The 19,507-nt window shown below is 71.3% G+C and carries 20 protein-coding genes and 1 pseudogene; 6 read left to right on the top strand and 15 right to left on the bottom strand.

What is annotated here, in order from left to right; genetic code table 11:
- Positions 1-89: 89 nt before the first annotated feature.
- Positions 90-584, top strand: coding sequence for an FBP domain-containing protein (locus OG885_RS40605; protein ID WP_405741010.1), 495 nt, complete (start codon positions 90-92; stop codon positions 582-584).
- A gap of 1 nt (position 585) precedes the next feature.
- On the opposite strand, the gene OG885_RS40600 is transcribed toward OG885_RS40605, so the two are convergent.
- Together OG885_RS40600 and OG885_RS40595 are read right to left on the bottom strand one after the other, a co-directional pair.
- Positions 586-1,362: a zinc-binding alcohol dehydrogenase family protein gene (locus OG885_RS40600; protein WP_405741007.1), complete on the bottom strand. Its 777-nt coding sequence runs from the start codon at positions 1,360-1,362 to the stop codon at positions 586-588.
- A 38-nt stretch (positions 1,363-1,400) separates the two neighbouring features.
- Positions 1,401-1,586: pseudogene (locus tag OG885_RS40595) on the bottom strand (alcohol dehydrogenase catalytic domain-containing protein); the annotation flags it as partial.
- 108 nt (positions 1,587-1,694) lie between these two features.
- Between OG885_RS40595 and OG885_RS40590 the strand changes: the two are divergent.
- Positions 1,695-2,276: a CGNR zinc finger domain-containing protein gene (locus OG885_RS40590; RefSeq protein ID WP_405741006.1), complete on the top strand. Its 582-nt coding sequence runs from the start codon at positions 1,695-1,697 to the stop codon at positions 2,274-2,276.
- A 10-nt stretch (positions 2,277-2,286) separates the two neighbouring features.
- On the opposite strand, the gene OG885_RS40585 is transcribed toward OG885_RS40590, so the two are convergent.
- The gene (locus tag OG885_RS40585) at positions 2,287-2,871 is read right to left on the bottom strand and encodes a TIGR03086 family metal-binding protein (protein ID WP_405741003.1); all 585 of its coding nucleotides are present in this window, start codon (positions 2,869-2,871) and stop codon (positions 2,287-2,289) included.
- Between the two features lie 117 nt (positions 2,872-2,988).
- Here OG885_RS40585 and OG885_RS40580 point away from each other — a divergent pair, with 117 nt between their 5' ends.
- Positions 2,989-4,224: an FUSC family protein gene (locus OG885_RS40580; protein ID WP_405741000.1), complete on the top strand. Its 1,236-nt coding sequence runs from the start codon at positions 2,989-2,991 to the stop codon at positions 4,222-4,224.
- 164 nt (positions 4,225-4,388) lie between these two features.
- Positions 4,389-5,600, top strand: coding sequence for a lactonase family protein (locus OG885_RS40575; protein ID WP_405740997.1), 1,212 nt, complete (start codon positions 4,389-4,391; stop codon positions 5,598-5,600).
- On the opposite strand, the gene OG885_RS40570 is transcribed toward OG885_RS40575, so the two are convergent.
- Complete coding sequence (locus OG885_RS40570) at positions 5,568-6,305, bottom strand: DUF2470 domain-containing protein (protein WP_405740994.1); 738 nt, start codon at positions 6,303-6,305, stop codon at positions 5,568-5,570. The genes OG885_RS40575 and OG885_RS40570 overlap by 33 nt on opposite strands.
- A gap of 85 nt (positions 6,306-6,390) precedes the next feature.
- A complete protein-coding gene (locus tag OG885_RS40565) occupies positions 6,391-6,999 on the bottom strand; it encodes a TetR/AcrR family transcriptional regulator (protein WP_405740991.1) in 609 nt (202 codons plus the stop codon).
- Between the two features lie 129 nt (positions 7,000-7,128).
- Between OG885_RS40565 and OG885_RS40560 the strand changes: the two genes are divergently transcribed.
- Positions 7,129-8,709, top strand: coding sequence for a cytochrome P450 (locus OG885_RS40560; protein ID WP_405740988.1), 1,581 nt, complete (start codon positions 7,129-7,131; stop codon positions 8,707-8,709).
- Positions 8,710-9,097: 388 nt separating this feature from the next.
- Here OG885_RS40560 and OG885_RS40555 read toward each other — a convergent pair whose 3' ends face one another.
- Positions 9,098-9,925, bottom strand: a complete 828-nt coding sequence (locus OG885_RS40555) for a pentapeptide repeat-containing protein (RefSeq protein ID WP_405740985.1) — start codon at positions 9,923-9,925, stop codon at positions 9,098-9,100.
- 140 nt (positions 9,926-10,065) lie between these two features.
- Here OG885_RS40555 and OG885_RS40550 point away from each other — a divergent pair, with 140 nt between their 5' ends.
- The gene (locus tag OG885_RS40550) at positions 10,066-10,266 is read left to right on the top strand and encodes a DUF5999 family protein (RefSeq protein WP_399965721.1); all 201 of its coding nucleotides are present in this window, start codon (positions 10,066-10,068) and stop codon (positions 10,264-10,266) included.
- Position 10,267: 1 nt separating this feature from the next.
- On the opposite strand, the gene sigJ is transcribed toward OG885_RS40550, so the two are convergent.
- The 9 genes from sigJ to OG885_RS40505 all read right to left on the bottom strand — a co-directional run bounded on the left by sigJ (position 10,268) and on the right by OG885_RS40505 (position 19,500).
- Positions 10,268-11,185 (bottom strand): RNA polymerase sigma factor SigJ, encoded by a 918-nt coding sequence (gene sigJ / locus OG885_RS40545; RefSeq protein ID WP_405740982.1) that lies wholly within the window; start codon positions 11,183-11,185, stop codon positions 10,268-10,270.
- The gene (locus OG885_RS40540) at positions 11,182-11,925 is read right to left on the bottom strand and encodes a PIG-L deacetylase family protein (RefSeq protein WP_405740979.1); all 744 of its coding nucleotides are present in this window, start codon (positions 11,923-11,925) and stop codon (positions 11,182-11,184) included. Before OG885_RS40540 ends, sigJ begins: the two co-directional genes overlap by 4 nt.
- A gap of 40 nt (positions 11,926-11,965) precedes the next feature.
- The gene (locus OG885_RS40535; protein WP_405740976.1) at positions 11,966-13,267 is read right to left on the bottom strand and encodes an alpha/beta fold hydrolase; all 1,302 of its coding nucleotides are present in this window, start codon (positions 13,265-13,267) and stop codon (positions 11,966-11,968) included.
- A gap of 101 nt (positions 13,268-13,368) precedes the next feature.
- Complete coding sequence (locus OG885_RS40530) at positions 13,369-14,394, bottom strand: LacI family DNA-binding transcriptional regulator (RefSeq protein WP_399965717.1); 1,026 nt, start codon at positions 14,392-14,394, stop codon at positions 13,369-13,371.
- 79 nt (positions 14,395-14,473) lie between these two features.
- The gene (locus OG885_RS40525) at positions 14,474-15,898 is read right to left on the bottom strand and encodes a BNR repeat-containing protein (RefSeq protein WP_405740973.1); all 1,425 of its coding nucleotides are present in this window, start codon (positions 15,896-15,898) and stop codon (positions 14,474-14,476) included.
- Positions 15,899-15,930: 32 nt separating this feature from the next.
- On the bottom strand, positions 15,931-16,251 hold the full coding sequence (locus tag OG885_RS40520) for an L-rhamnose mutarotase (protein ID WP_329342346.1): 321 nt from the start codon (positions 16,249-16,251) through the stop codon (positions 15,931-15,933).
- 44 nt (positions 16,252-16,295) lie between these two features.
- Positions 16,296-17,375: a rhamnose ABC transporter substrate-binding protein gene (rhaS, locus tag OG885_RS40515; RefSeq protein ID WP_405740969.1), complete on the bottom strand. Its 1,080-nt coding sequence runs from the start codon at positions 17,373-17,375 to the stop codon at positions 16,296-16,298.
- A gap of 99 nt (positions 17,376-17,474) precedes the next feature.
- On the bottom strand, positions 17,475-18,467 hold the full coding sequence (locus OG885_RS40510) for an ABC transporter permease (RefSeq protein ID WP_405740966.1): 993 nt from the start codon (positions 18,465-18,467) through the stop codon (positions 17,475-17,477).
- Positions 18,460-19,500, bottom strand: coding sequence for an ABC transporter permease (locus tag OG885_RS40505; protein WP_405740963.1), 1,041 nt, complete (start codon positions 19,498-19,500; stop codon positions 18,460-18,462). The genes OG885_RS40510 and OG885_RS40505 overlap by 8 nt, the downstream gene beginning before the upstream one ends.
- Positions 19,501-19,507: the final 7 nt, after the last annotated feature.

Below are 19,507 nucleotides of genomic sequence, written 5' to 3'. Positions count from 1 at the left end.
CGCGGTCGACTACCCTGACAGAACCTAGGGGCATTAGGTTATTCGCTCTTATATTTCGCCATAAGCAAGACTCCCAAGGAGGCTCCCCCATGAGGTCACTGACCGAGCACGACATCCGCGACTCCTTCGTGAACTGCTCGAAGGGCGAGGCCAAACGGGCCGCCGTCCCGCATGATCTCGACGAACGTCCCTGGGACGACCTGGACTTCTTCGGCTGGCGAGATCCGGGCGCGCCCGACCGGACGTATCTGATCGCCGAACGGGAGGGGCGGCTCGTCGGCCTGTCGATGCGCCTCGCGTCCGCGCACCGCGGCTTCCTGCACCGCAGCATGTGCTCGCTGTGCCTGACGACCCATCCCGGCGGCGGCGTCTCACTGATGACGGCCCGCAAGGCCGGCATCGCGGGGCGCGAGGGCAATTCGGTCGGGCTGTACATCTGCACCGACCTGGCCTGTTCCCTCTATGTCCGCGGGAAGAAGCAGCTCAACAGCATGCTGCGGATCGAGGAGAGCCTCACCGTGGAGCAGCAGATCGCCCGCACCACGGGCAATCTGTCCGCCTTCCTCGACAAGCTGGACGCCTGACTCAGTCCAGGGCACCCACGGCCAGCACGATCTTGCCGCGGTTCGCCCTGTCCTCCAGCCGCTCGTGCGCGGCCCGCGCCTGCGCGAGCGGCAGCACCGTCTCGACCGGCACCCGGTAAGCGCCCGCGGCCACCCGGTCGGCCAGTTCACGCAGGTCGGCGCGGGGGTCGTAGCCCTGCAACTGCAGGTTGGTGAGCTGGAAGCCGTGGATCGTCACGTTCTTCGGATAGAAGTCGCGGGTGTCGATCGTGCTGGGTTCCAGGGCGACGTTGGCGAGCGCGACGACCCGGCCGCCCGGCCCCGCCTCGCGCAGGCTCCGCCCGAAGGCCGCGCCGCCGACGGTGTCGAGGACGACCTCGGCACCGCGCCCGCCGGTCAGCCGCAGCACCTCCTCGACCTCTGCGTCACCGGGGTGCGCTGAGGTGTCGACGACGACGTCGGCCCCGAACTCCCCCGCCCAGGCGGCCCTGTCGGCCGATCCGGCGAGCGCGATCACCCGTGCCCCCGTCTCGGCGGCGATCTGCACGGCGGCCGTGCCGACCCCGCTCGCGGCGGCCTTCACCACCACGGTGTCGTCCTTGCCGACCCGGGCGAGGTGCCGTACGCAGTACCAGGCGGAGAGCCACGCGATGGGCAGGGTCGCCGCCTCGGTCAGGGCCACGCCGTCGGGCAGCGCGACCACCTGGTTGGCCGGCACCACAGCCAACTGGGCATAGAAGCCAGGGGACTTCCCCCCGTCCAGGGCGATGACCCGCTGCCCGACCGCGAGGTCCGCCACCCCCCCCCCACCCCGGCGATCACGCCGGACGCCTCGGCGCCCGGGATCAGCGGGGGACGTCCGGCGCGGTGGTAGACACCGGCCCTGACGAGGGCGTCGACCCGGTTCACCCCGGCCGCGGCGACCCGGACCAGCACCTCCCCCGGGCCCGGCACCGGATCCGGCACCTCGACCTCGACCAGCACCTCGGGCCCACCGAACGCGTCGATCCGTACCGCGCGCATGCCCCACCCACTTCCCTGTCGCGACTGACACCGTTTGAACTGGTGTCACCTTGCGACACCAGTTCAAGAGGTGTCAAGGACGGTTCGGTTGCGGGTAGGCTCGACCTCGTGACCGCGACCAGCACCGATCCCGAGCTCGCCTTCCCCTTCATCGGGGGCAGGCCGTGTCTGAACTTCGTCGCCACGCTCGGCAAACGGCACGCCACGCCCAAGGAGCGGCTGCCGGACACCGACGCGCTGGCCCGCTGGCTGAGCCAGGCGGAGCTGGCCGCGGGCGGGGAACCGGTCCGGGTCACCGCCCGGGACCTCGCGGACGCCCGGCTGCTGCGCGAGGCCCTGCACCGCTTCGTGCGGGCCGCGATGGCCCGGCGGGCTCCGGAGGCGGCCGACGTGGAACTGATCAACGCCACGGCCGCCCGCCCCGATCTGGCACCCCAGTGGGGCGCGGTGCGCTGGACGGCGAGGCATCCCGCGCGGGCGGCCCTGGCCACCGTCGCGCGGGACGCCGTACTGCTGGCGGGCGGGCCGCTGATGGCGCGGGTCAAGGAGTGCGAGAGCCCGGAGTGCTCCCTGCTGTTCCTCGACGACTCCCAGGCCCGGCGCCGCCGTTGGTGCTCGATGGAGCGGTGCGGCAACCTCGCGAAGATCGCCGGTTACCGGTCCAGGAGTCGGGCCGCCGGCACCGCGTGACCGCGTGGGGTCAGGGCTTCCAGTGCGGGTCGCGTCCGAGGAAGGCGAGCAGTGCCTCCGCCCGGCCCGCCCCCTCGGGCAGCGGACGCGCGGGGGCGAACACCTGGTAGGCGTCGCGCAGATGGTCCACCAAGTGCTCCGCGACCGGCCAGATCCCCTCGGCGAGCTCCTCCGTGAGCGGTAGATCCTGTCCGGTCGCGACCGCGATGTCCCAGGCGTGCACCGCAGCGTCCATCGCGGCCGCCGCGGCGGCGAGCGGCAGGGGCAGCGGGCCCAGCGGCGTCGGCACCGCCTCGGCGCCGGCGGGCAGCCCCGCGTAGGCCTGCGCCACCGCGCGCAGCGCCTCGTCGAGCTCCGCCGACGGGTCCCCGGCGAGGGCGTCCTCGGGGTGGAACGGGTCGGAGTCCGGGCGCCCGCCGGTGATCGCGAGGCCGTACCCCTGCTGGTCGATCCGCGCGTGGTTGAGGACCTGCCGTGCCGTCCACGCGCTGCACGGCGTCGCCGCTCCCCAGGCCCCCGCGGGGACCGCCGCGACCACCTCGCGCAGATAGTCGTGCGCACCTGTGAGAACCTCGAAGTCCCGGGTGTTCGCCATCACTGTTCCCCCTTCTTGCCGCCGACCTGCTGTTGCCAACAATCTAGGCATCCTTGCGGACAGCTACGGTCCGCAAGGAGTACGACAACGCACATGTGAAAGTGGGACAGCCTGAGGATGCGAGATGTACGTGAGTGGACGGCGTCCCTCGTACGCTCCCTGAAGCGCCGCAGGGACCCTGCGGTCGTCCATGCGCTGCGGTCCGCGGCCGCGGCGACGATCGCCTACGTCATCGCGCTGCGGATGAGTCCCGAGGCGGCCCCGCTCACCGCGCCCCTGACGGCGCTGCTGGTCGTCCAGGTCACCCTCTACGCCACGCTGACCAACGGCATCCGCCGGGTCAACGCCGTGGTGGCCGGGGTGCTGGTCGCCATCGCCTTCAGCCTGCTGGTCGGGCTGACCTGGTGGAGTCTCGCCCTGCTGATCCTGGCCTCACTGGCGGTGGGGCATCTGGTCAAGGTCGACGAGTACGTGCCCGAGGTGGCGATCAGCGCGATGCTCGTCCTCGGGGTGACGACCGTCGGGGACACCGCGTGGGCGCGGGTGCTGGAGACGCTGATCGGGGCCGTCGTGGGGCTGGGCTTCAACCTGCTGTTCGCACCGCCCGTGTGGGTGGACGAGGCGGGCGAGTCCATCGAGGGACTGGCCCGCCGGGTACGGCAGTTGATGCTGCGTATGGGTGAGGAGGCCGCGGGCCGCACGCCCGTCGAGCACGCGAGGGAGCGGCTGCACGAGGCGCGGCGCCTGGACCACGACATCGTCGAGGTGGACGCCGCCCTGCGGCAGGCCGAGGACAGTCTGCGGCTCAACCCGCGCGTCCGTGAGGGCCTGCTGCACCGGGTGGTGCTGCGCACCGGCCTGGACACGCTGGAGATCTGCACGGTCGTCCTGCGGGTGCTCGCGCGCACGCTCGCGGACCTCGCCAAGGAACGCGAACCCGAACGGCTGTTCGCATCGGAGACGGGTGCCGCGGTCGAACGGCTGCTGTCCGAGATCGCGGACGCGGTGGTCAGCTTCGCCGTCCTGGTCACCGCGCACGTCAGCCAGAGCGCCGAGTCGGCCGAGGAACGGCTCGCCTCCGAGCTGCGCCAGGCCGCGGCCACCCGCGACAAGCTCGCCCAGCTGCTCCTGGAGGAGGTGCAGCGCGACGCCCGGCAGTGGCAGCTGCACGGCGCGGTGCTGACAGAGGTCAACCGCATCCTCGACGAGCTGGACACCGAGCACCGCTCGCGCCGGCTGTTCGAGGAACTGGACCGCATCTCCGGCGAGCAGCGCGGACGCCTGCCCCGGCTCACCAGGTTCCAGGAACGCGTACGCAGGAACCGCCCCGCCCTCGCCCGACGCTCCAGGTGACTGGGCCACCACGGCTCGAAAGGGAAGCCGAGGATCTCGCACCGGCGGAGCCGCTGGTGGCCGCCAGGCCGGTCGGCGACGGGTAGGGGCGCGTGTTGCACGCGGGGCGCGGTCCGGGTCATGGTGGCTGGCGACCGGGCAACCGACCGACCTGAGGTGCGTGCATGGGCAGGGGTGACTGGAGCAGGCGTCGGTTCGTCGGCGCGCTCGCGGGAGCGGGGGCGGTGGCGGCGCTGTCCTCGTGCGACGAGGCCGGTCCCGAGGCGTCTGAGTCGCCTCGGGAACCCCAGGCCGCCGCCCCGGAGAGCACCGCCGCCGTGTCCCCCTCACCCACGCCCGCGCCCTCCGGCCCGCGCCCCCTCGCTCTCGGCACCTACACCTCCGCCGAGGACGGTGGCACCGGCATCGGCTTCGCCACGTACGACACCGAGACGGGCCGGGTGACCGCCGGCCGCACGCTCACCGGGGTGGGCGACCCCTCGTATCTCGCCCTGCACCCCGACGGCCGCACGCTGTACACGGTGAACGAGCGTGAGCAGGGTGCCGTGACCGCCGTACGGCTCGCCGACCGCGAGGTCCTCGGCAGCCGGAGCACCGGCGGCGGCGCCCCCTGCCATCTGTCGGTGCATCCGGGCGGGCGCTGGCTGCTGAGCGCGAACTACGGCGACGGCAGTGTGGCCGTGCATCCCCTCGACGCCTCGGGGGCGATCGGGGAGCGCGCCGACCTCGTCACGCATTCCGCGCCGAAGCCGGGGCCGGGGCAGGAGGGCCCGCACGCCCACCAGTTCGCCACGAGCCCGGACGGCGGCCATCTCCTCGCCGTCGACCTGGGCACGGACACGGTGTACACGTACCGCCTCGACGAGCGGACCGGGAAGCTCACCGAGGTCGCGCAGGCCCACACCCGGCCGGGGGCCGGGCCGCGGCATCTCACGTTCCATCCCGGCGGGCGGTACGCCTATCTGGCCAACGAGGTCGACAACACCGTCGCCGTCTGCGCCTACGACCCCGGCACCGGGCGCCTGACCATCGGCGAGGCGCAGTCCACGGGTACCGGCACGGGCACCAGCTATCCGGCGCAGCTCGTGGTGACGCCGGACGGGGCGTACGCCTACCTCGCCAACCGGGGCCACAACAGCCTCACGCGCTACGCGGTGGAGGCGGACGGCGCCCGGCTCAGGCTCCTCGACACCGTGCCGGTCGCCGGTGACTTCCCGCGGCAGATCGCCCTGTCGCCCGACGGGACGCTGCTGTTCGCGGCGAATCAGCGGTCGGGCACGGTGAGCGTGTTCCGGGTGGACGCCGACAGCGGCCGGCTGCGGCTCGTGGGCAGGCCGTTCGCGTCACCCGTCGCCGTCTGTGCGCTGCCGCTGTAGCGCGCGGGGGCAGGACGCCGAGGCGGCCTGGCCGAGCAGGACGTGCATGCGCTCGGTGAGCTGAGCGACGTCGTCGGCGGGCCGGTGGAAGGCCAGGCGCACGTCGCCGTGCGCTCGGACGCGTTCGATGCGCAGGGTCAGCCCGTGCCGGTCGACCGCGATGGGCGGGACCTTCACCGCGCCGTGCAGGCTGTCGGGTTCGACGAGCCGGGTGAGCCGCTCGACCGCGTCGGCGTGGCAGTCGGCGAGGTGCGTCAGCAGCCGCGCCTCGGCGCCGGCCAGCGGGTCGGGCGCGGCGGCGGCGAACTCGTCGAGGTCCACGACCACGGCACCGGACGGCTGCCGCAGCACGATCCGCGTGGTGGTGAACGCCAGCCGGTCGTCCTCGGGGGCGAACCAGCCGGCGAGCCACATACGGGCCCGGATACGGTTGCGCACGGGAACGGGCGAGACGTCGGCGAACTCCAGCACGGCGGACGGCTCTCCGCGCGGTGCGCAGATCGCCGCCGCGAGCAGGGCGCTGTCGTCGGGTACGTCGAGGAGCACCCGGCCGTCCTCGGCGACGGTGTGCGCGCCGACGAGCTCTTCGCGACCGCCGTCCGCGGTCACCGCGCACGACCACGCGGTGGCGAGCACCGAACGCGCCCGTTCCGCCGCGGAAGGCGCGGCCGTCCAGCTCGGGCTGTCATCCGTCCCAGCACCCATCCCAGAACCTCCTTAGGTAAGCCTTGCCTAACCTATCGGAGATCGGGACGCACGCCAACCAGCACCCCCGAACCTTTGCGGAGGTTCAGACGCCGAGGACTCCCAGCAGCGCACGGGCGCACAGGTCACGCACCTGCTCCCGGGACAGTTCCGAGCCTCTCAGCCACTCCAGACACACGGCCGTGACGAAGGCCAGCCAGCCGCGCACGGCGAGGGTGGTCTCGGGCCGCGCCTCGAATCCGGCGCCGAACTCGGGATCCGCGGCCAGCGCCGCGAGGATCTGCCGCTCCTGCGCGGCCAGGGCCTGCTGATAGACCTTGCGTACGGTCTGGTCCCCGGCCGCGTCGGCACGGTGGAAGGCACGAAAGCCGTGCGCGTGGGCCTCGACGTACTCCAGGAACGTGTCGAGCCCCGCGGCCAGTTGCTCCCGCACCGGGATGCCGGGAACCGCCGCGGTCATCCGCAGCATCCGCGCGCTCTCGCGCTCGACGACCGCCGCGAAGAAGTCCCGCTTGGTCGGGAAGTAGTGGTAGAGCAACCCACGCGAGACGCCCGCGATCTCGGCGACCCGCTCGATCCACACGTCGTCGTACGGGCTCTCCGAGAACAGCCGCGCGCCGACGACGAGGAGCTGTTCCCGGCGCTCCTCGGTGCTGAGCCGGCGACGGGTGCGCTCCCCCTGGTTGGCGGCCATGCCCGCACCTTATCCCGACCCCGGTTCCTTTACTTGACGCCGGTTCAACAAGGGGACCAGACTTGTGCGCCTTATTGAACCCACGTACAACACGCCCCAACCCGCCCCCGTATCAAGGGAGATCGCGTCATGGCGGAGTCGAGCAACCGGACCGCGCTGCCCAAGGGGTTCCGCAGTGCCGAACAGGGCTGGCCCGAGCTGCACCGGATCCCGCATCCGCCCCGACGGCTCCCGCTGCTCGGCGATGTGCTCGGGGCGAACCGGCGCACCCCGCTCCAGGACTCCCTGCGCTACGCCCGGCAGCTGGGGCCGATCTACCGGCGCAAGGCCTTCAACCGGGAGTTCGTGTTCGTCTGGGGTGCCCGGCTCGCGGCCGACCTCGCGGACGAGACGCGGTTCGCGAAGCATGTGGGGCTCGGGGTGGCCAACCTGCGGCCGGTCGCCGGGGACGGGCTGTTCACGGCGTACAACCACGAGCCGAACTGGCAGCTGGCGCACGACGTGCTCGCCCCGGGCTTCAGCCGGGAGGCGATGGAGGGCTACCACCCGATGATGCTGGCCGTGGCGGCGCAGCTCACGGACCACTGGGACGCCGAGCTCGCGGCGGGCCGCACGGTGGACGTCCCCGGCGACATGACCAAGCTGACGCTGGAGACGATCGCGCGGACCGGTTTCGGCCATGACTTCGGCTCCTTCCAGCGCTCCCGTCCGCATCCCTTCATCACCGCGATGGTGGGCACGCTGACCTACGCCCAACGGCTCAACTCCGTGCCGTGGCCCGCGTTGCTGCGCCAGGCCGCGCGCCAGAACGACGCCGACATCTCCTATCTCAACCGCACGGTCGACGACCTGGTGCGGGAGCGCCGGAAGGCCGGCGGCGGCGACGGGGATCTCCTGGACCGCATGCTGGAGACCGCCCACCCCCAGACCGGTGAGCGACTGTCCTCGGAGAACGTCCGACGACAGGTGATCACCTTCCTGGTCGCCGGGCACGAGACCACCTCGGGCGCGCTCTCCTTCGCCCTGCACTACCTCTCCCGCCATCCGGAGGCCGCGGCCCGCGCCCGCGCGGAGGTCGACCGGGTGTGGGGCGACACGGAGACGCCCGGCTACGACCAGGTGGCCAAGCTGCGTTATGTACGCCGGGTCCTGGACGAGTCGCTGCGCCTGTGGCCGACGGCGCCCGCGTTCGCCCGGGAGGCCGTCGAGGACACGGTGCTGGCCGGGGAGCATCCGATGCGGCGAGGCGCGTGGACGCTCGTCCTCACCCCGATGCTGCACCGCGACCCCGAGGTCTGGGGCGCGGACGCCGAACGCTTCGACCCGGACCGCTTCGACCCGAAGGCCGTACGCAACCGCGCCCCGCACACCTTCAAGCCCTTCGGCACGGGGGCGCGGGCCTGCATCGGCCGGCAGTTCGCCCTGCACGAGGCCACGCTGGTGCTCGGGCTGCTGCTCCGCCGCTACGAGCTGCGCGGCGACCCCGCCTACCGCCTGCGTGTGACCGAGCGGCTCACGCTGATGCCGGAGGGGTTGCGGCTGGGGCTGGAGCGGCGACGGGTGCCGCAGGGCGTGACGGGGGATGCGTCAGCGGCGCAGGTGTCAGGGGCGCGGATGCCAGAGGCGGAGCCGCGGTGTCCGGTGCCCGGAGTCGCGGGCGAGGCGCCGGGCGCGGAGGTGCGGTGCCCTGTGAGCGGGACGGGTGATTGATCCGCGGGCGGTACTGCCGATCCGGCGGTGCGGGCTGAGCCGGACGCACGGCAGAAGCTGAACGGGGCCGCAGGACACACGGGCGCGGCGACTCAGCAGCCGCGGCGTCTCCGGCGGCGGGCAGCGGCGCGCTGATGGGCCTCGCGCCCGGGACGGCTGCGAGGTCTCCGGCCCGTGGCACGGGCGCTGTGCGACGGGCACACGTTGCCCTGCCAAGACCCGGCAGACCGCGAGCCGGGCGACCTGCCCTGTCACCCGGCGCGCCCAGACCTCCGGACCTCGCCGCCGTCGCCGGTCGCCCGCCGCGCCTCCGTGCCTCGGGCACTCCGGTATTCCGCACCTGCGCAGCTCCGCGCCGACGAGGCCTGTCGTCGTCGCGCTGCGGCTGTCAGGCCTGTGTCCAGTGGCCCGGTCGTGTGACCGACCCCGGCAGCCGGGTGCCCTCGCTGCCCCGCGCCGCGTTGATCTGCGGCTGGGTGAGGAAGAAGGCGTCGGTGAGGTCGGCGTCCGTGAGGTTCGTGTCGCGCAGGTCGGCGCCGATCAGGTCCGCGCCGCGCAGGTCGGCGCCGGTGAGGTCGGCGGCGATGAGGTAGGCGCCGCGGAGGTTCGCGCCGCGCAGGTCGGCGTTCCTGAGGCGGGCGCCCATCAGGTCCGCGCCCCGGCGGTCCTTCTTCTTGCCGCGGGTGCCGGCCCGGACCAGTTCGCTGGTTCGCAGCAGGACCGCGTTGACCTTCTGGCGGTGTGCGGCGACGTCCAGCTCGGTGAGTTCGTCGGGGGTGCCGCGGGTGAGTGCGTCCGTCTCCTCCAGCAGACGGCGCGCCTCGGCGTGCACCGGGGCGGCGGCCGGAAGGGCGAGCGCTTCGGTGAGGTACCAGAGCAGCTCGTGCAGCTGGCGCACGACCGGGAAGACGTCGACCATACGGCGCGCGTGGTCACGCCCGGCGCCGCGCCAGTCCTCGCCGCCGAACGTGACCTGCGAGACCTTCTGCCCGGCGCCGAAACAGTCGTAGACCGTGCACCCGGTGTAGCCCTCCTGCCGCAGCCGTGTGTGGATGCCGCACCGGTGGTCGCCCTGGAGGTTGGGGCAGGGCTTGCCGGCCGGCTTGTCGCGGGCGAAGTCCGCCGAGGCCGTGAAGGGCAGGGCGACACAGCACAGCCCGAAGCATTGGGCGCAGTCGCCGCGCAGGTCGGAGGGGAGGGCTGTCTGATCTTGCATATGGCCAGGATACGGAACGGAAACTCACCGATGAGTTTCCGGCGTTGTGGGGGTCCCCTCATCCAACGGAAAACAAGTTCGGCTACCACAGAGACATGAGCCGACCCAGGCAGGAGCCCGCCACAACGAGGAGAGACGTCATGTGCAGTCACCAGCCCGCGTGCCCCGCCGCCGAGCGCCCCGACCACCACACCGCGGTGATCGTCTCGGCCCACCCCGAACAGGGCTGGAGTCTGCTGTGCAACGGCACCATCGTCTTCGACGACACCGGTGAACTCCTCCCGGACGGGCGGGCGGTGAGCCCGCACCGCCCGGTCGGCGCGGTGCTGGTGGCCGTCTGACTCAGCCCTGCGCACCCGGCAGGCCGAGGCGGGCGAGCCGCTCGGGGTCGGCCAGGATCTGCATCTCGGTGATCCGGCCGTCCACGATGGTGATGCCCATGACCGAAAGCAGCTGCCCCTCGGACACGTTGACCATCCCGACCGTGCCGTTGACCAGCACGAGCTCCGCGAACTGGGCGAACTGGCGGAACAGCAGGGCCTGTTCGGCGACCGGCTTCGCGCCGCGCACCAGCTTGGACGCCGCCGCCCCGCCTACCAGTGCACCGGAGTCGGTCCGCAGCAGGACGTCCGGGTGCAGGACCGCGAGCAGGGCCTCGAAGTCCCCGCCGCGGGCGGCGCTCAGGAAGGCGTCGACGACCTGCCGCTGCTGGCCGAGGTCGGGCTCGGCGGACGGGGTGGCGCCCTTGACCCGGCGCCGGGCGCGGCTGGCCAGCTGCCGGGTGGCGGCCGGACTCTTCTCCACGATCGCGGCGATGTCGTCGAAGGGCACGGCGAACATGTCGTGCAGCACGAACGCGAGCCGTTCGGCGGGCTCCAGGGTCTCCAGGACCACGAGAAGGGCGAGGCCGACGGAGTCCGCCTGGAGCACCTCCTGCTCGGGGTCGATCCGCGAGAGCGGGGTGATCACCGGGTCCGGGACGTAGGTGTCGTCCAGCGGGTCCTCGCGGCGCGTGGTGCGGGAGCGCAGCATGTCGAGGCAGACCCGGCCGACGACCGTGGTGAGCCAGCCGCCGAGGTTGCGGATGTCGTCCGCGTCGGTGCGGCCCAGCTTCAGCCAGGCCTCCTGGACGGCGTCCTCGGCCTCGGTGAACGAGCCGAGCATGCGGTAGGCGACCGCCTTGAGATGCTCCCGGTGCTCCTCGAAGCGGCCCGCCAGGACGTCGGCGCCCGTCATGTTCTCCCCCGTTGTCTTCGTCATCTGCTGAAAACCTGGAAGGCCACGGCGGGTGTGCCGCCGAAGCGCTCCGCGGTGCGCTCCGCCACTCCGGTGAGGAATCCCCGGACGTAGGTCTCCGGGTCCTCGTCCGTCAACGCCTCGATGTACGCCCGGTGTTCGAGCAGCGAGCGCACCGCGCGCTCCAGGCCGGGCGTCGCGTCCACGGCGTGGGTGGGCGAGGACGATCCGGCCACGGCCACCCAGCGCACGCCGTTCCAGGGCCCCAGGCCCTGTTCCACCAGCTCCGGGAAGATCCAGCGGTTGCCCGCGTCCCCGGCCGCGTCCAGCGTGGCCCGGCCCACCGCCACATGGTCCGGCGTGTTCCAGGCGAAACCGCCCCAGGTGTCCTCGTGGTTGAGGGTGATGACCAGTTCCGGCTTGTGCCGGCGGATCGCGGCGGCGATGTCGCGGCGCAGCGCGGTGCCGTACTCGATCACCCCGTCCCGGTGGTCCAGGAACTCCACGGTCGACACCCCGACGACCGCGGCGCTGGCCCGCTGCTCCCGTTCGCGCAGCGGGGCGCACTTGGCCGGCTCCAGGGTGTCGATGCCGGCCTCGCCGCGGCTCGCCAGGACGTAGGCGACCTCGCGGCCCGCGTCGGTCCAGGCGGCGACGGCCGCGGAGCAGCCGTACTCGAGGTCGTCCGGGTGGGCCACGACCGCGAGTGCGCGCCGCCAGTCCTCTGGCATGGGCTGGAGTTGACTGATCGTCGGCTCTGTCATGGGTGCAGACTAATCCGCGCCGCCGACATCGCCACCGGGATTACGCCTCGTCGCGGGTGAGGGCCAGCAGCCGGTCCAGGACGCGCGGGCCGCCGGCCCGGACGCCGTCGTGCTCGAACTCGTCGGTGACCCAGGTGCGCAGGCCACGGATGGCGCGGGCGGTCCGGAGGGAGTGGGCGGTGTCGACGTACATGTCGTCGTGGTAGACCGCCGCGGCGACCGGGACCTCGTTGGCGGCGAGGCGGTCGGCGTCGTAGAGGGGCCGCCAGTCGGTGCGGGCGGCGAGGAGTTCGGCGGTCTCCCGCAGGGGGCGCAGCGCCGGGTCCGACTCGAACATCCAGGGGTGGATCGACTCGCCGGTGAACAGCAGCGGTCCGTCGCCGGTGAGCGTCTTGGCGGCGTCGAACTGCGGGAACTCGGCGCGGACGCGTTCGGCGGACCATGCGGTGGGGCGGTGGTCCTGGCCGTAGATCGCCTCGTGGACGAGCGCGTAGAGCGGGTGGCCCGCGTACGACAGGAGGCCCTGGACCTCTTCCTGGAAGGCGTCGGAGAGGGCCGGGCCCTGGGGGGTGCGGACGAAGGCGTGCTCCAGGAGGAAGTGCAGCCGGTGGCTGCCCTCGCCGCCGCCGAGGACGATACCGAGGGACTGGAAGGCCTCGACGGTCAGACGGTAGCCGTTGGGCAGGACGACCTCGTGGTGCAGGAGGTGGTCGGCGATCCGGCGGGCGCGCTCGACGTCCTGCGGGTAGCGGGCGTAGTGGGCGGCGACCTTGCGTTCGATGCGCGGGTAGGCGGCCCGGTAGACGTCGTCTGCGTGGGCGTCGAGGGAGGGCAGGCCGCCGGTGATCACGGCGGCGCTGAGGCCCTCCGGAGCGACGGAGAGGTAGCTGACGGCGCAGAAGCCGCCGAAGCTCTGGCCGAGGACGGTCCAGGGGGCGCCGCCGGTGAGCGCGGGGCGGATGGTCTCGCAGTCCCGGACGATCGAGTCGGCGCGGAAGTGCGTGAGGTAGTCGGCCTGTTCCGCGGGGCCGCCGCGCAGTGGAAGGGTCTGGCGGTTGGCGGGCGTGGAGCGGCCGGTGCCGCGCTGGTCGAGCAGGAGGACTCGGTACTCCTTGAGAGCGCGGCCGAGCCAGGCCGGTCTGCCGACGAAACGGTTCGCGCCGAAGCCGGGGCCGCCCTGGAGGTAGACCAGCCAGGGCAGGTCCTGCCGCGCCTTGTCACCGGCGACCACCTCACGGGCGTAGAGCTCGATCGTCTCGCCCGAAGGGGCGTCGTGGTCGAGGGGCACGGTGAAGTGGTGGTCGGTGAGGACGACGCCGGGCTGGCGGTAGGTCGCGGTCAACGGGGCTCCCGGGACGGACTGAGGTGCGGACGCGTCCCAGTTCAGCACATGTCCGTCCGATATCCGATCCCCGGGATCATGAAATCGTACTGAACCCCGGATCAGCGGGCGGACAGGCTGGAGCGCCGGACCACCAGCTCGGGCTGGAGTACCACCCGGCGGTGTTCGTGCCGTCGCGGGCCGGACTCCGTCTCCGTCTCCTCCAGCAGCAGCTCGGCGGCCAGGGCGCCCATGGTGACGGCGGGCTGGCGGACCGAGGTCAGCGGGACGGCCGCGGCGGCGGCGAACTCGATGTCGTCGTAGCCGACGATGGCGAGGTCATCAGGGACGTTTATCCCGGCCGCGTACATGGCCTGGAGGACGCCGAGGGCGAGCAGGTCGTTGGCGCAGAAGACGGCGGTGGGCCGGTCGGCGAGCCCGAGGAGACGGGCGCCCGCGTCGCGGCCGGCGGCGACGTCGAGGCGTTCGGTGGGCAGTTCGCGCAGCACGCTCGGGGCGAGGCCGGCCTCGGCGATCGCGTTGAGGGCGCCGGTGCGACGGTCGCGGACCTGGTTGAAGCCGGGCGGGCCGCTGACGTACGCGATGGAGCGGTGTCCGGCGTCGATGAGGTGCCGGACGGCGAGGGCGCCGCCCGCCACGTCGTCGACGGAGACCGAGCACTCCGTGGTGCCCTCGGCGACGCGGTCGACGAGGACGAAGGGGATGCCGTGGCGCCGGAAACTCTGTATGTTGCGGCCGGTCGCGTCGGCGGGGGTCAGCAGCACGCCGCGGACCCGCTGCTCGGCGAAGAGCGAGAGGTACTCGGCCTCCTCGCCGGCGCTCTCCGCGCTGTTGCAGACCATCACGCCGAGCCCGGCGTCCCGCGCGGCCCGCTCGGCGCCGCGCGCGACGTCGACGAAGAAGGGGTTGCCCATGTCGAGGACGAGCAGTCCCATGATCCGGCTGCGTCCGGCGCGCAGCTGGCGGGCGGACTCGCTGCGGACGTAGCCGAGCCGGTCGATCGCGGAGAGCACGCGCGCGCGTGTCTCGGTCGCCACCGAGTCCGGTCGGTTGATGACGTTGGAGACCGTGCCCACCGACACTCCGGCGGCGCGGGCGACGTCCTTGATACCCACCGACTGCGACATCGGGCAGGAACCTCCAGGTGAAAGAGGGGCGGCGGGCAGGCCATCACATTACCGGCACGCCGCCCCGAAGCGACCCCGATCAGGCGGGCAGCGCGAAGTCGACGACGTGGAGCGCCGACGGCGTCGTACCGCTGGACTTCTCCTGGTACAGCACCGACAGGACGTTGTCCTGGGCGATGCGTGTCTCGTCGATGACGACCTCGCCGAAGGCGTTGAGGCCGCTGCCGTCGTACAGGAGCGTCCAGTCGGTGTAGCCGGACGCCTTGGAGGCGCCGGCGATCCGGCCGAACGGGAAGATCGCGTAGGCGTTGTCGTACTTGTCCAGGACCAGCTTGGTGCGCTGGCTGGAGTTGAGCGGGACCGGAATCTCCGTCTTCTGCCAGGTGCCCGAGGAGTTCTTGCGGACGTGGAAGGCGCGGCCGTTGGCGGTGCGGTCGGTGACGTAGTTGGTGGTGCACTGACCGAAGCGGCCGGGGACGTACGAGATGATCGCGTGCGGCAGACCGCTCGAGTCGGTGAACTGGCTCTCCTGGTTCATCAGGGAGTGATCGGGGTTGAGCGAGTCGATCACCAGCCCGCTGTCGGTGACGGCGACCTTGTCGGAGCCTCCCGTCGTGCCGACGACCGTGCCCGCGTTGTTGCGCCAGGTGCGCCCGCGGTCGTCGGAGTAGACGTAGCCGGTGTCGTGGTTGGTGATGCCGCCGCTGTTGCACATCACGGCGCCGTTCTGCTCACGCCAGGTGAAGAACGAGTGCAGTCGGCCGTTCTTGTCGTAGTCGATGCCGTGCAGATACATGTTGCGGGCCGTCGAGGAGCCGTGCTCGCTGGTGTAGGTGCCGGTGGAGCTGGACCACTCCCCGAGGTTGGTCCAGGTCGAACCGTCGTACTCCGCAAGCGCGTTGCGGCCGTTGCCGGAGATCGCGACCCGGTAGCTGAGCTGGAGCTTGCCGTCGGGGGTGGAGACGAACTGGGGGTAGGTGAACTGCGCGGTGAGGGCCAGGCCGTCCAGCGTGGACTGGGGAGCGCCGAAGCGGGCGGCGGTCCAGCTCAGCCCTGACGGGTTGTCCATCAGCCCGGCCACCGACTTGACGTAGGTGAAGCCGTCGCTGTGCGAGTCCATGTTGAGGTGGAGCCGGCCGTCGACCTTGGAGACGCCCATGGAGATGACGTTGTGCGAGTCGCTGGCCTTGAGGGTGTGGCCGACCTGGACCGTGGACCAGGTGCTGCCGCCCAGGACACGGCGGCCGACGACGGCGTTCTTGTCGGCCGTGTACCAGACGGCGTACTGGTAGCCCTTGTAGGTGAGCAGGCCGTTCTTCTGGAACGAGTTGTTGTTGACCAGGCCGTCGTAGGACACGAAGAAGACAGCCGAGCTGTCGAGGGTCGTGCTGCCGGTCTTGGTGACGGAGGGGCCGGGGTCGGCGGCACGGGCGGTACCGCCGGTGAGCGCGGAGGTGGACATGGCGGTCACGATGGCACCGGTGAGCAGGGTGCGTCTTCTCATGGAGCGGCTCCAGATGATCCTGAGTGGGGACGTCAGGCGAGGTGGAACACTTCGGTGAGGGGTTTCATGGCCTCGTCGGGCCGGGCGCCGTCCAGCGACTCGAAGAACGGCGCCATCTCCTTCTGCCAGCGGGCGTTGACCTCGGCGGCCTCCATGCCGGCCTGGGCGGCGGCGAAGTCCTCGGTCTCCAGGTAGCCGACCAGCAGGCCGTCTTCCCTGAGGAAGAGCGAGTAGTTGTGCCAGCCGGTGGCCGAGAGCGCGTCGAGCATCTCGGGCCACACGGCGGCGTGTCGTTCGCGGTACTCGTCGAGCTTGTCCTGACGGACCTTGAGCAGGAAACAGACGCGCTGCATGAAGTACCGCTCCTTGACGGGGAGTTGAGACGTGAACCGGTCGATCAGAAGTTGAACTGGTCGATGTTCTTGGCGTTGAAGACGGTCGGCTTGCCGAGGTTGATGACGCCGTCCTTGCCGATGGTGTACGTGGTGCCGCCGGCCTTGAAGGTCTCCCCCTCGGCGCCGGTGATCTGGCCGGAGACCAGGGCGACGGCCGTCTGCGCGGCCAGCGCGCCGAGCTTCGACGGGTCCCACAGCTCGAAGCCCTCGACGGTGCCGTTCTTGACGTACTTGCGCATGTCGTTGGGGGTGCCGAGGCCGGTCAGCTTGACCTTGCCCTTGTACTTGGAGCCCGACAGGTACTGGGCGGCGGCCTTGATGCCGACCGTGGTCGGGGAGATGATCCCCTTCAGGTTCGGGTACTCCTGGAGCAGGCCCTGAGTCTGCTGGAAGGACTGCTGGGCGTCGTCGTTGCCGTACGCGACCTTGACGAGCTTGATGTCCTTGTACTTGGCGTCCTTCAGCTCGTCCTTCATGAAGTCGATCCAGGTGTTCTGGTTCGTCGCGGTCTGCGCGGCGGACAGGATCGCGATCTCGCCCTTGTAGCCGATCTGTTCGGCGAGCAGCTGCACCTCGGTGCGGCCGAGGTCCTCGGCGGAGGCCTGCGAGACGAAGGCGTTGCGGCAGTCCGGCTTGGTGTCGGAGTCGTAGGTGACGACCTTGATGTCGTTCTTCATGGCCTGCTTGGTCGCGGTGCACAGGGCGCCCGGGTCCTGCGCGGAGATGGCCATCGCGTCGACCTGCTGCTGGGTGAGCGTGTTGACGTACGACACCTGGCCGGCGGTGTCGGTCGCGTTGGAGGGCCCGACCTCCTTGTAGCTGGAGCCCAGCTCCTTCAGGGCGGCCTCACCGCCCTTGTCGGCGGAGGTGAAGTACGGGTTGTTGACCTGCTTGGGCAGGAACCCGACGGTCAGCCCCTTCTTGGTGGCCGCGTTCGGGTCGGCCTTGGCGGTGGAGGCAGCGGAGGCCCCTTCGTCGGCGACGTCCTTCTTGGTGGTGCCGCCACAGGCGGTGAGGGCGAGGGCGAGAGAGGTTCCGGCGGCGAGGGCCGCGCAGCTACGGCGGAGGGATGACTTGCGCATGGCGTGGAGTCCTTTGATACGAGGGTGAAGTGGACGCGCCCCAAAGGGGCGCGGGGAACTGCGCGACCAGCCACATCGGACCGGCAGCTTCAAACGGCGCTAAGACGTGAGCCTTCGTGCCCTGGCCACTGCAACTTGCTTGGCGACTCGCGGCCCCAGCACAGACAGCACCAGCAACACACCGGTGACAACGATCTGCGACTGCGCGGACACATCCTGAAGGCTCATCACGTTCTGCAGCGCCCCCAGCAGGAACACCCCGGCGATGGCCCCACCGAGCGTCCCCTTGCCGCCGTCGAAGTCGATACCACCGAGCAACACCGCGGCGATGACGGACAGTTCGAGCCCCGTCGCGTTGTCATACCGAGCGGACGCGTAGTGCAGGGCCCAGAAGATGCCGGTGAGCGAGGCCATCAGGCCCGTCACCGTGAACAGGATCAGCTTCTGTCGCTTGACCCGGATGCCGGCGAACCGCGCCGCCTCCTCGCTCGCGCCGGTCGCGAAGACCGACCGGCCGAACGGGGTGGCGTGCAGCACGATCACGGCGATCGCGAGGAGCACCAGGAAGGGCAGGAAGGCGTACGGGATGAACGTGTCGCCGATCCGCCCGGCCGCGAAGTCCAGGTACTGGGTCGGGAAGTCGGTCACCGCGTCGGAACCGAGCACGATCTGTGCGATGCCCCGGTAGGCGGCGAGGGTGCCGATGGTGACGGCGAGGGAGGGCAGTCCGAGCCGGGTGACGAGCAGACCGTTGATCAGTCCGCAGACCACACCGAGCGTGAGGCAGATCGGAATGATCGTCTCGATCGTCATGCCCTGGTTCCACAGGGCGCCCATCACGGCGCCGGAGAGACCGGCGGTGGAGGCGACCGAGAGATCGATCTCGCCCGAGACGACCAGAAGGGTCATCGGCAGGGCGATCAAGGCGATCGGAAGGGTGTTTCCGATCAGGAAGGACAGGTTGAGGGCGTTTCCGAAGCCGTCGACCGTTCCGAAGGACAGCAGGAGCACGACGATCAGAAGGGCGCCGACGATCGTGTCCCACCGCACCGCGCCGGACCAGCGGCTCGCTCGCTCGAGTGACTCAGGCATGGCGGGCGTTCCTCTTCTTCAGGGCCGAGGCCACGCGCAGCGCGACGACCCGGTCGACCGCGATGGCGAGGATGAGCAGGATGCCGTTGATGGCGAGCACCCACACGGAGCTGACGCCGAGGGCGGGCAGCACGCTGTTGATGGAGGTCAGCAGGAGTGCGCCGAGGGCCGCGCCGTAGACGCTGCCGGAGCCGCCGGTGAAGACGACACCGCCGACGACGACCGCGCTGACGACGGTGAGTTCGTAGCCGTTGCCGGTCCCGGAGTCGACGTTGCCGAACCGGGCCAGGTACATGGCGCCGGCGAGTCCGGCGAGGGCGCCGCAGAAGATGTACGCCGTCAGGATCCGCTTGCGGACCGGGATGCCGGCGAGTCGGGCGGCCTCGGGGTTGGAGCCGAGGGCGTACAGCTCACGGCCGCTGCCGAAGTGCTTGAGGTAGTACGCCGTGGCGACCAGCACCGCGAGGGCGATGAGCGCCAGGTAGGGCACCGCGGAGATGCCGCCGGAGCCGAAGTCGATGAATCCGTCCGGGAGTCCGGCCGCGGTGATCTGCCGGGAGCCGACCCAGATGGAGTCGATGCCGCGGATGATGTAGAGCGTGCCGAGGGTGACGACGAGGGCGGGCACCTGGCCGAGGCTGACCAGCAGGCCGTTGAGCAGACCGAAGCCGATGCCGAGCAGGACCGCGAGCACGATCGCTACGACCGCGTTGCCCCCGCCCTGGAGGTAGTTGCCGGCTGCGAAGGCGCTGATGCCGAGGGTCGAGCCGACCGACAGGTCGACGTTGCGGGTGATCACGACCAGGGACTGGCCGGTGGCGACCAGCACCAGGATGGTCGCGTTGAGCAGCAGGTCCTTGATGCCCTGTTCGGACAGGAACTCGCTGTTGCCGGCCTGGGTGATGCCGATCATCACCAGGAAGACGACCAGGATGGCGAGTTCGCGCATCTTGAAGACACGGTCGACCAGCCGGGTGCCGCTGGATGTGGGCACCTCGGCGACGGGCGCCTTGTCGGGGGTGGTGACCGTCATGCCGCGG

Origin of the sequence: Streptomyces sp. NBC_00028 (assembly GCF_045041065.1) — a bacterium.
GTDB lineage: Bacteria > Actinomycetota > Actinomycetes > Streptomycetales > Streptomycetaceae > Streptomyces.
This window is presented reverse-complemented; position numbering and strand designations above follow the sequence as displayed.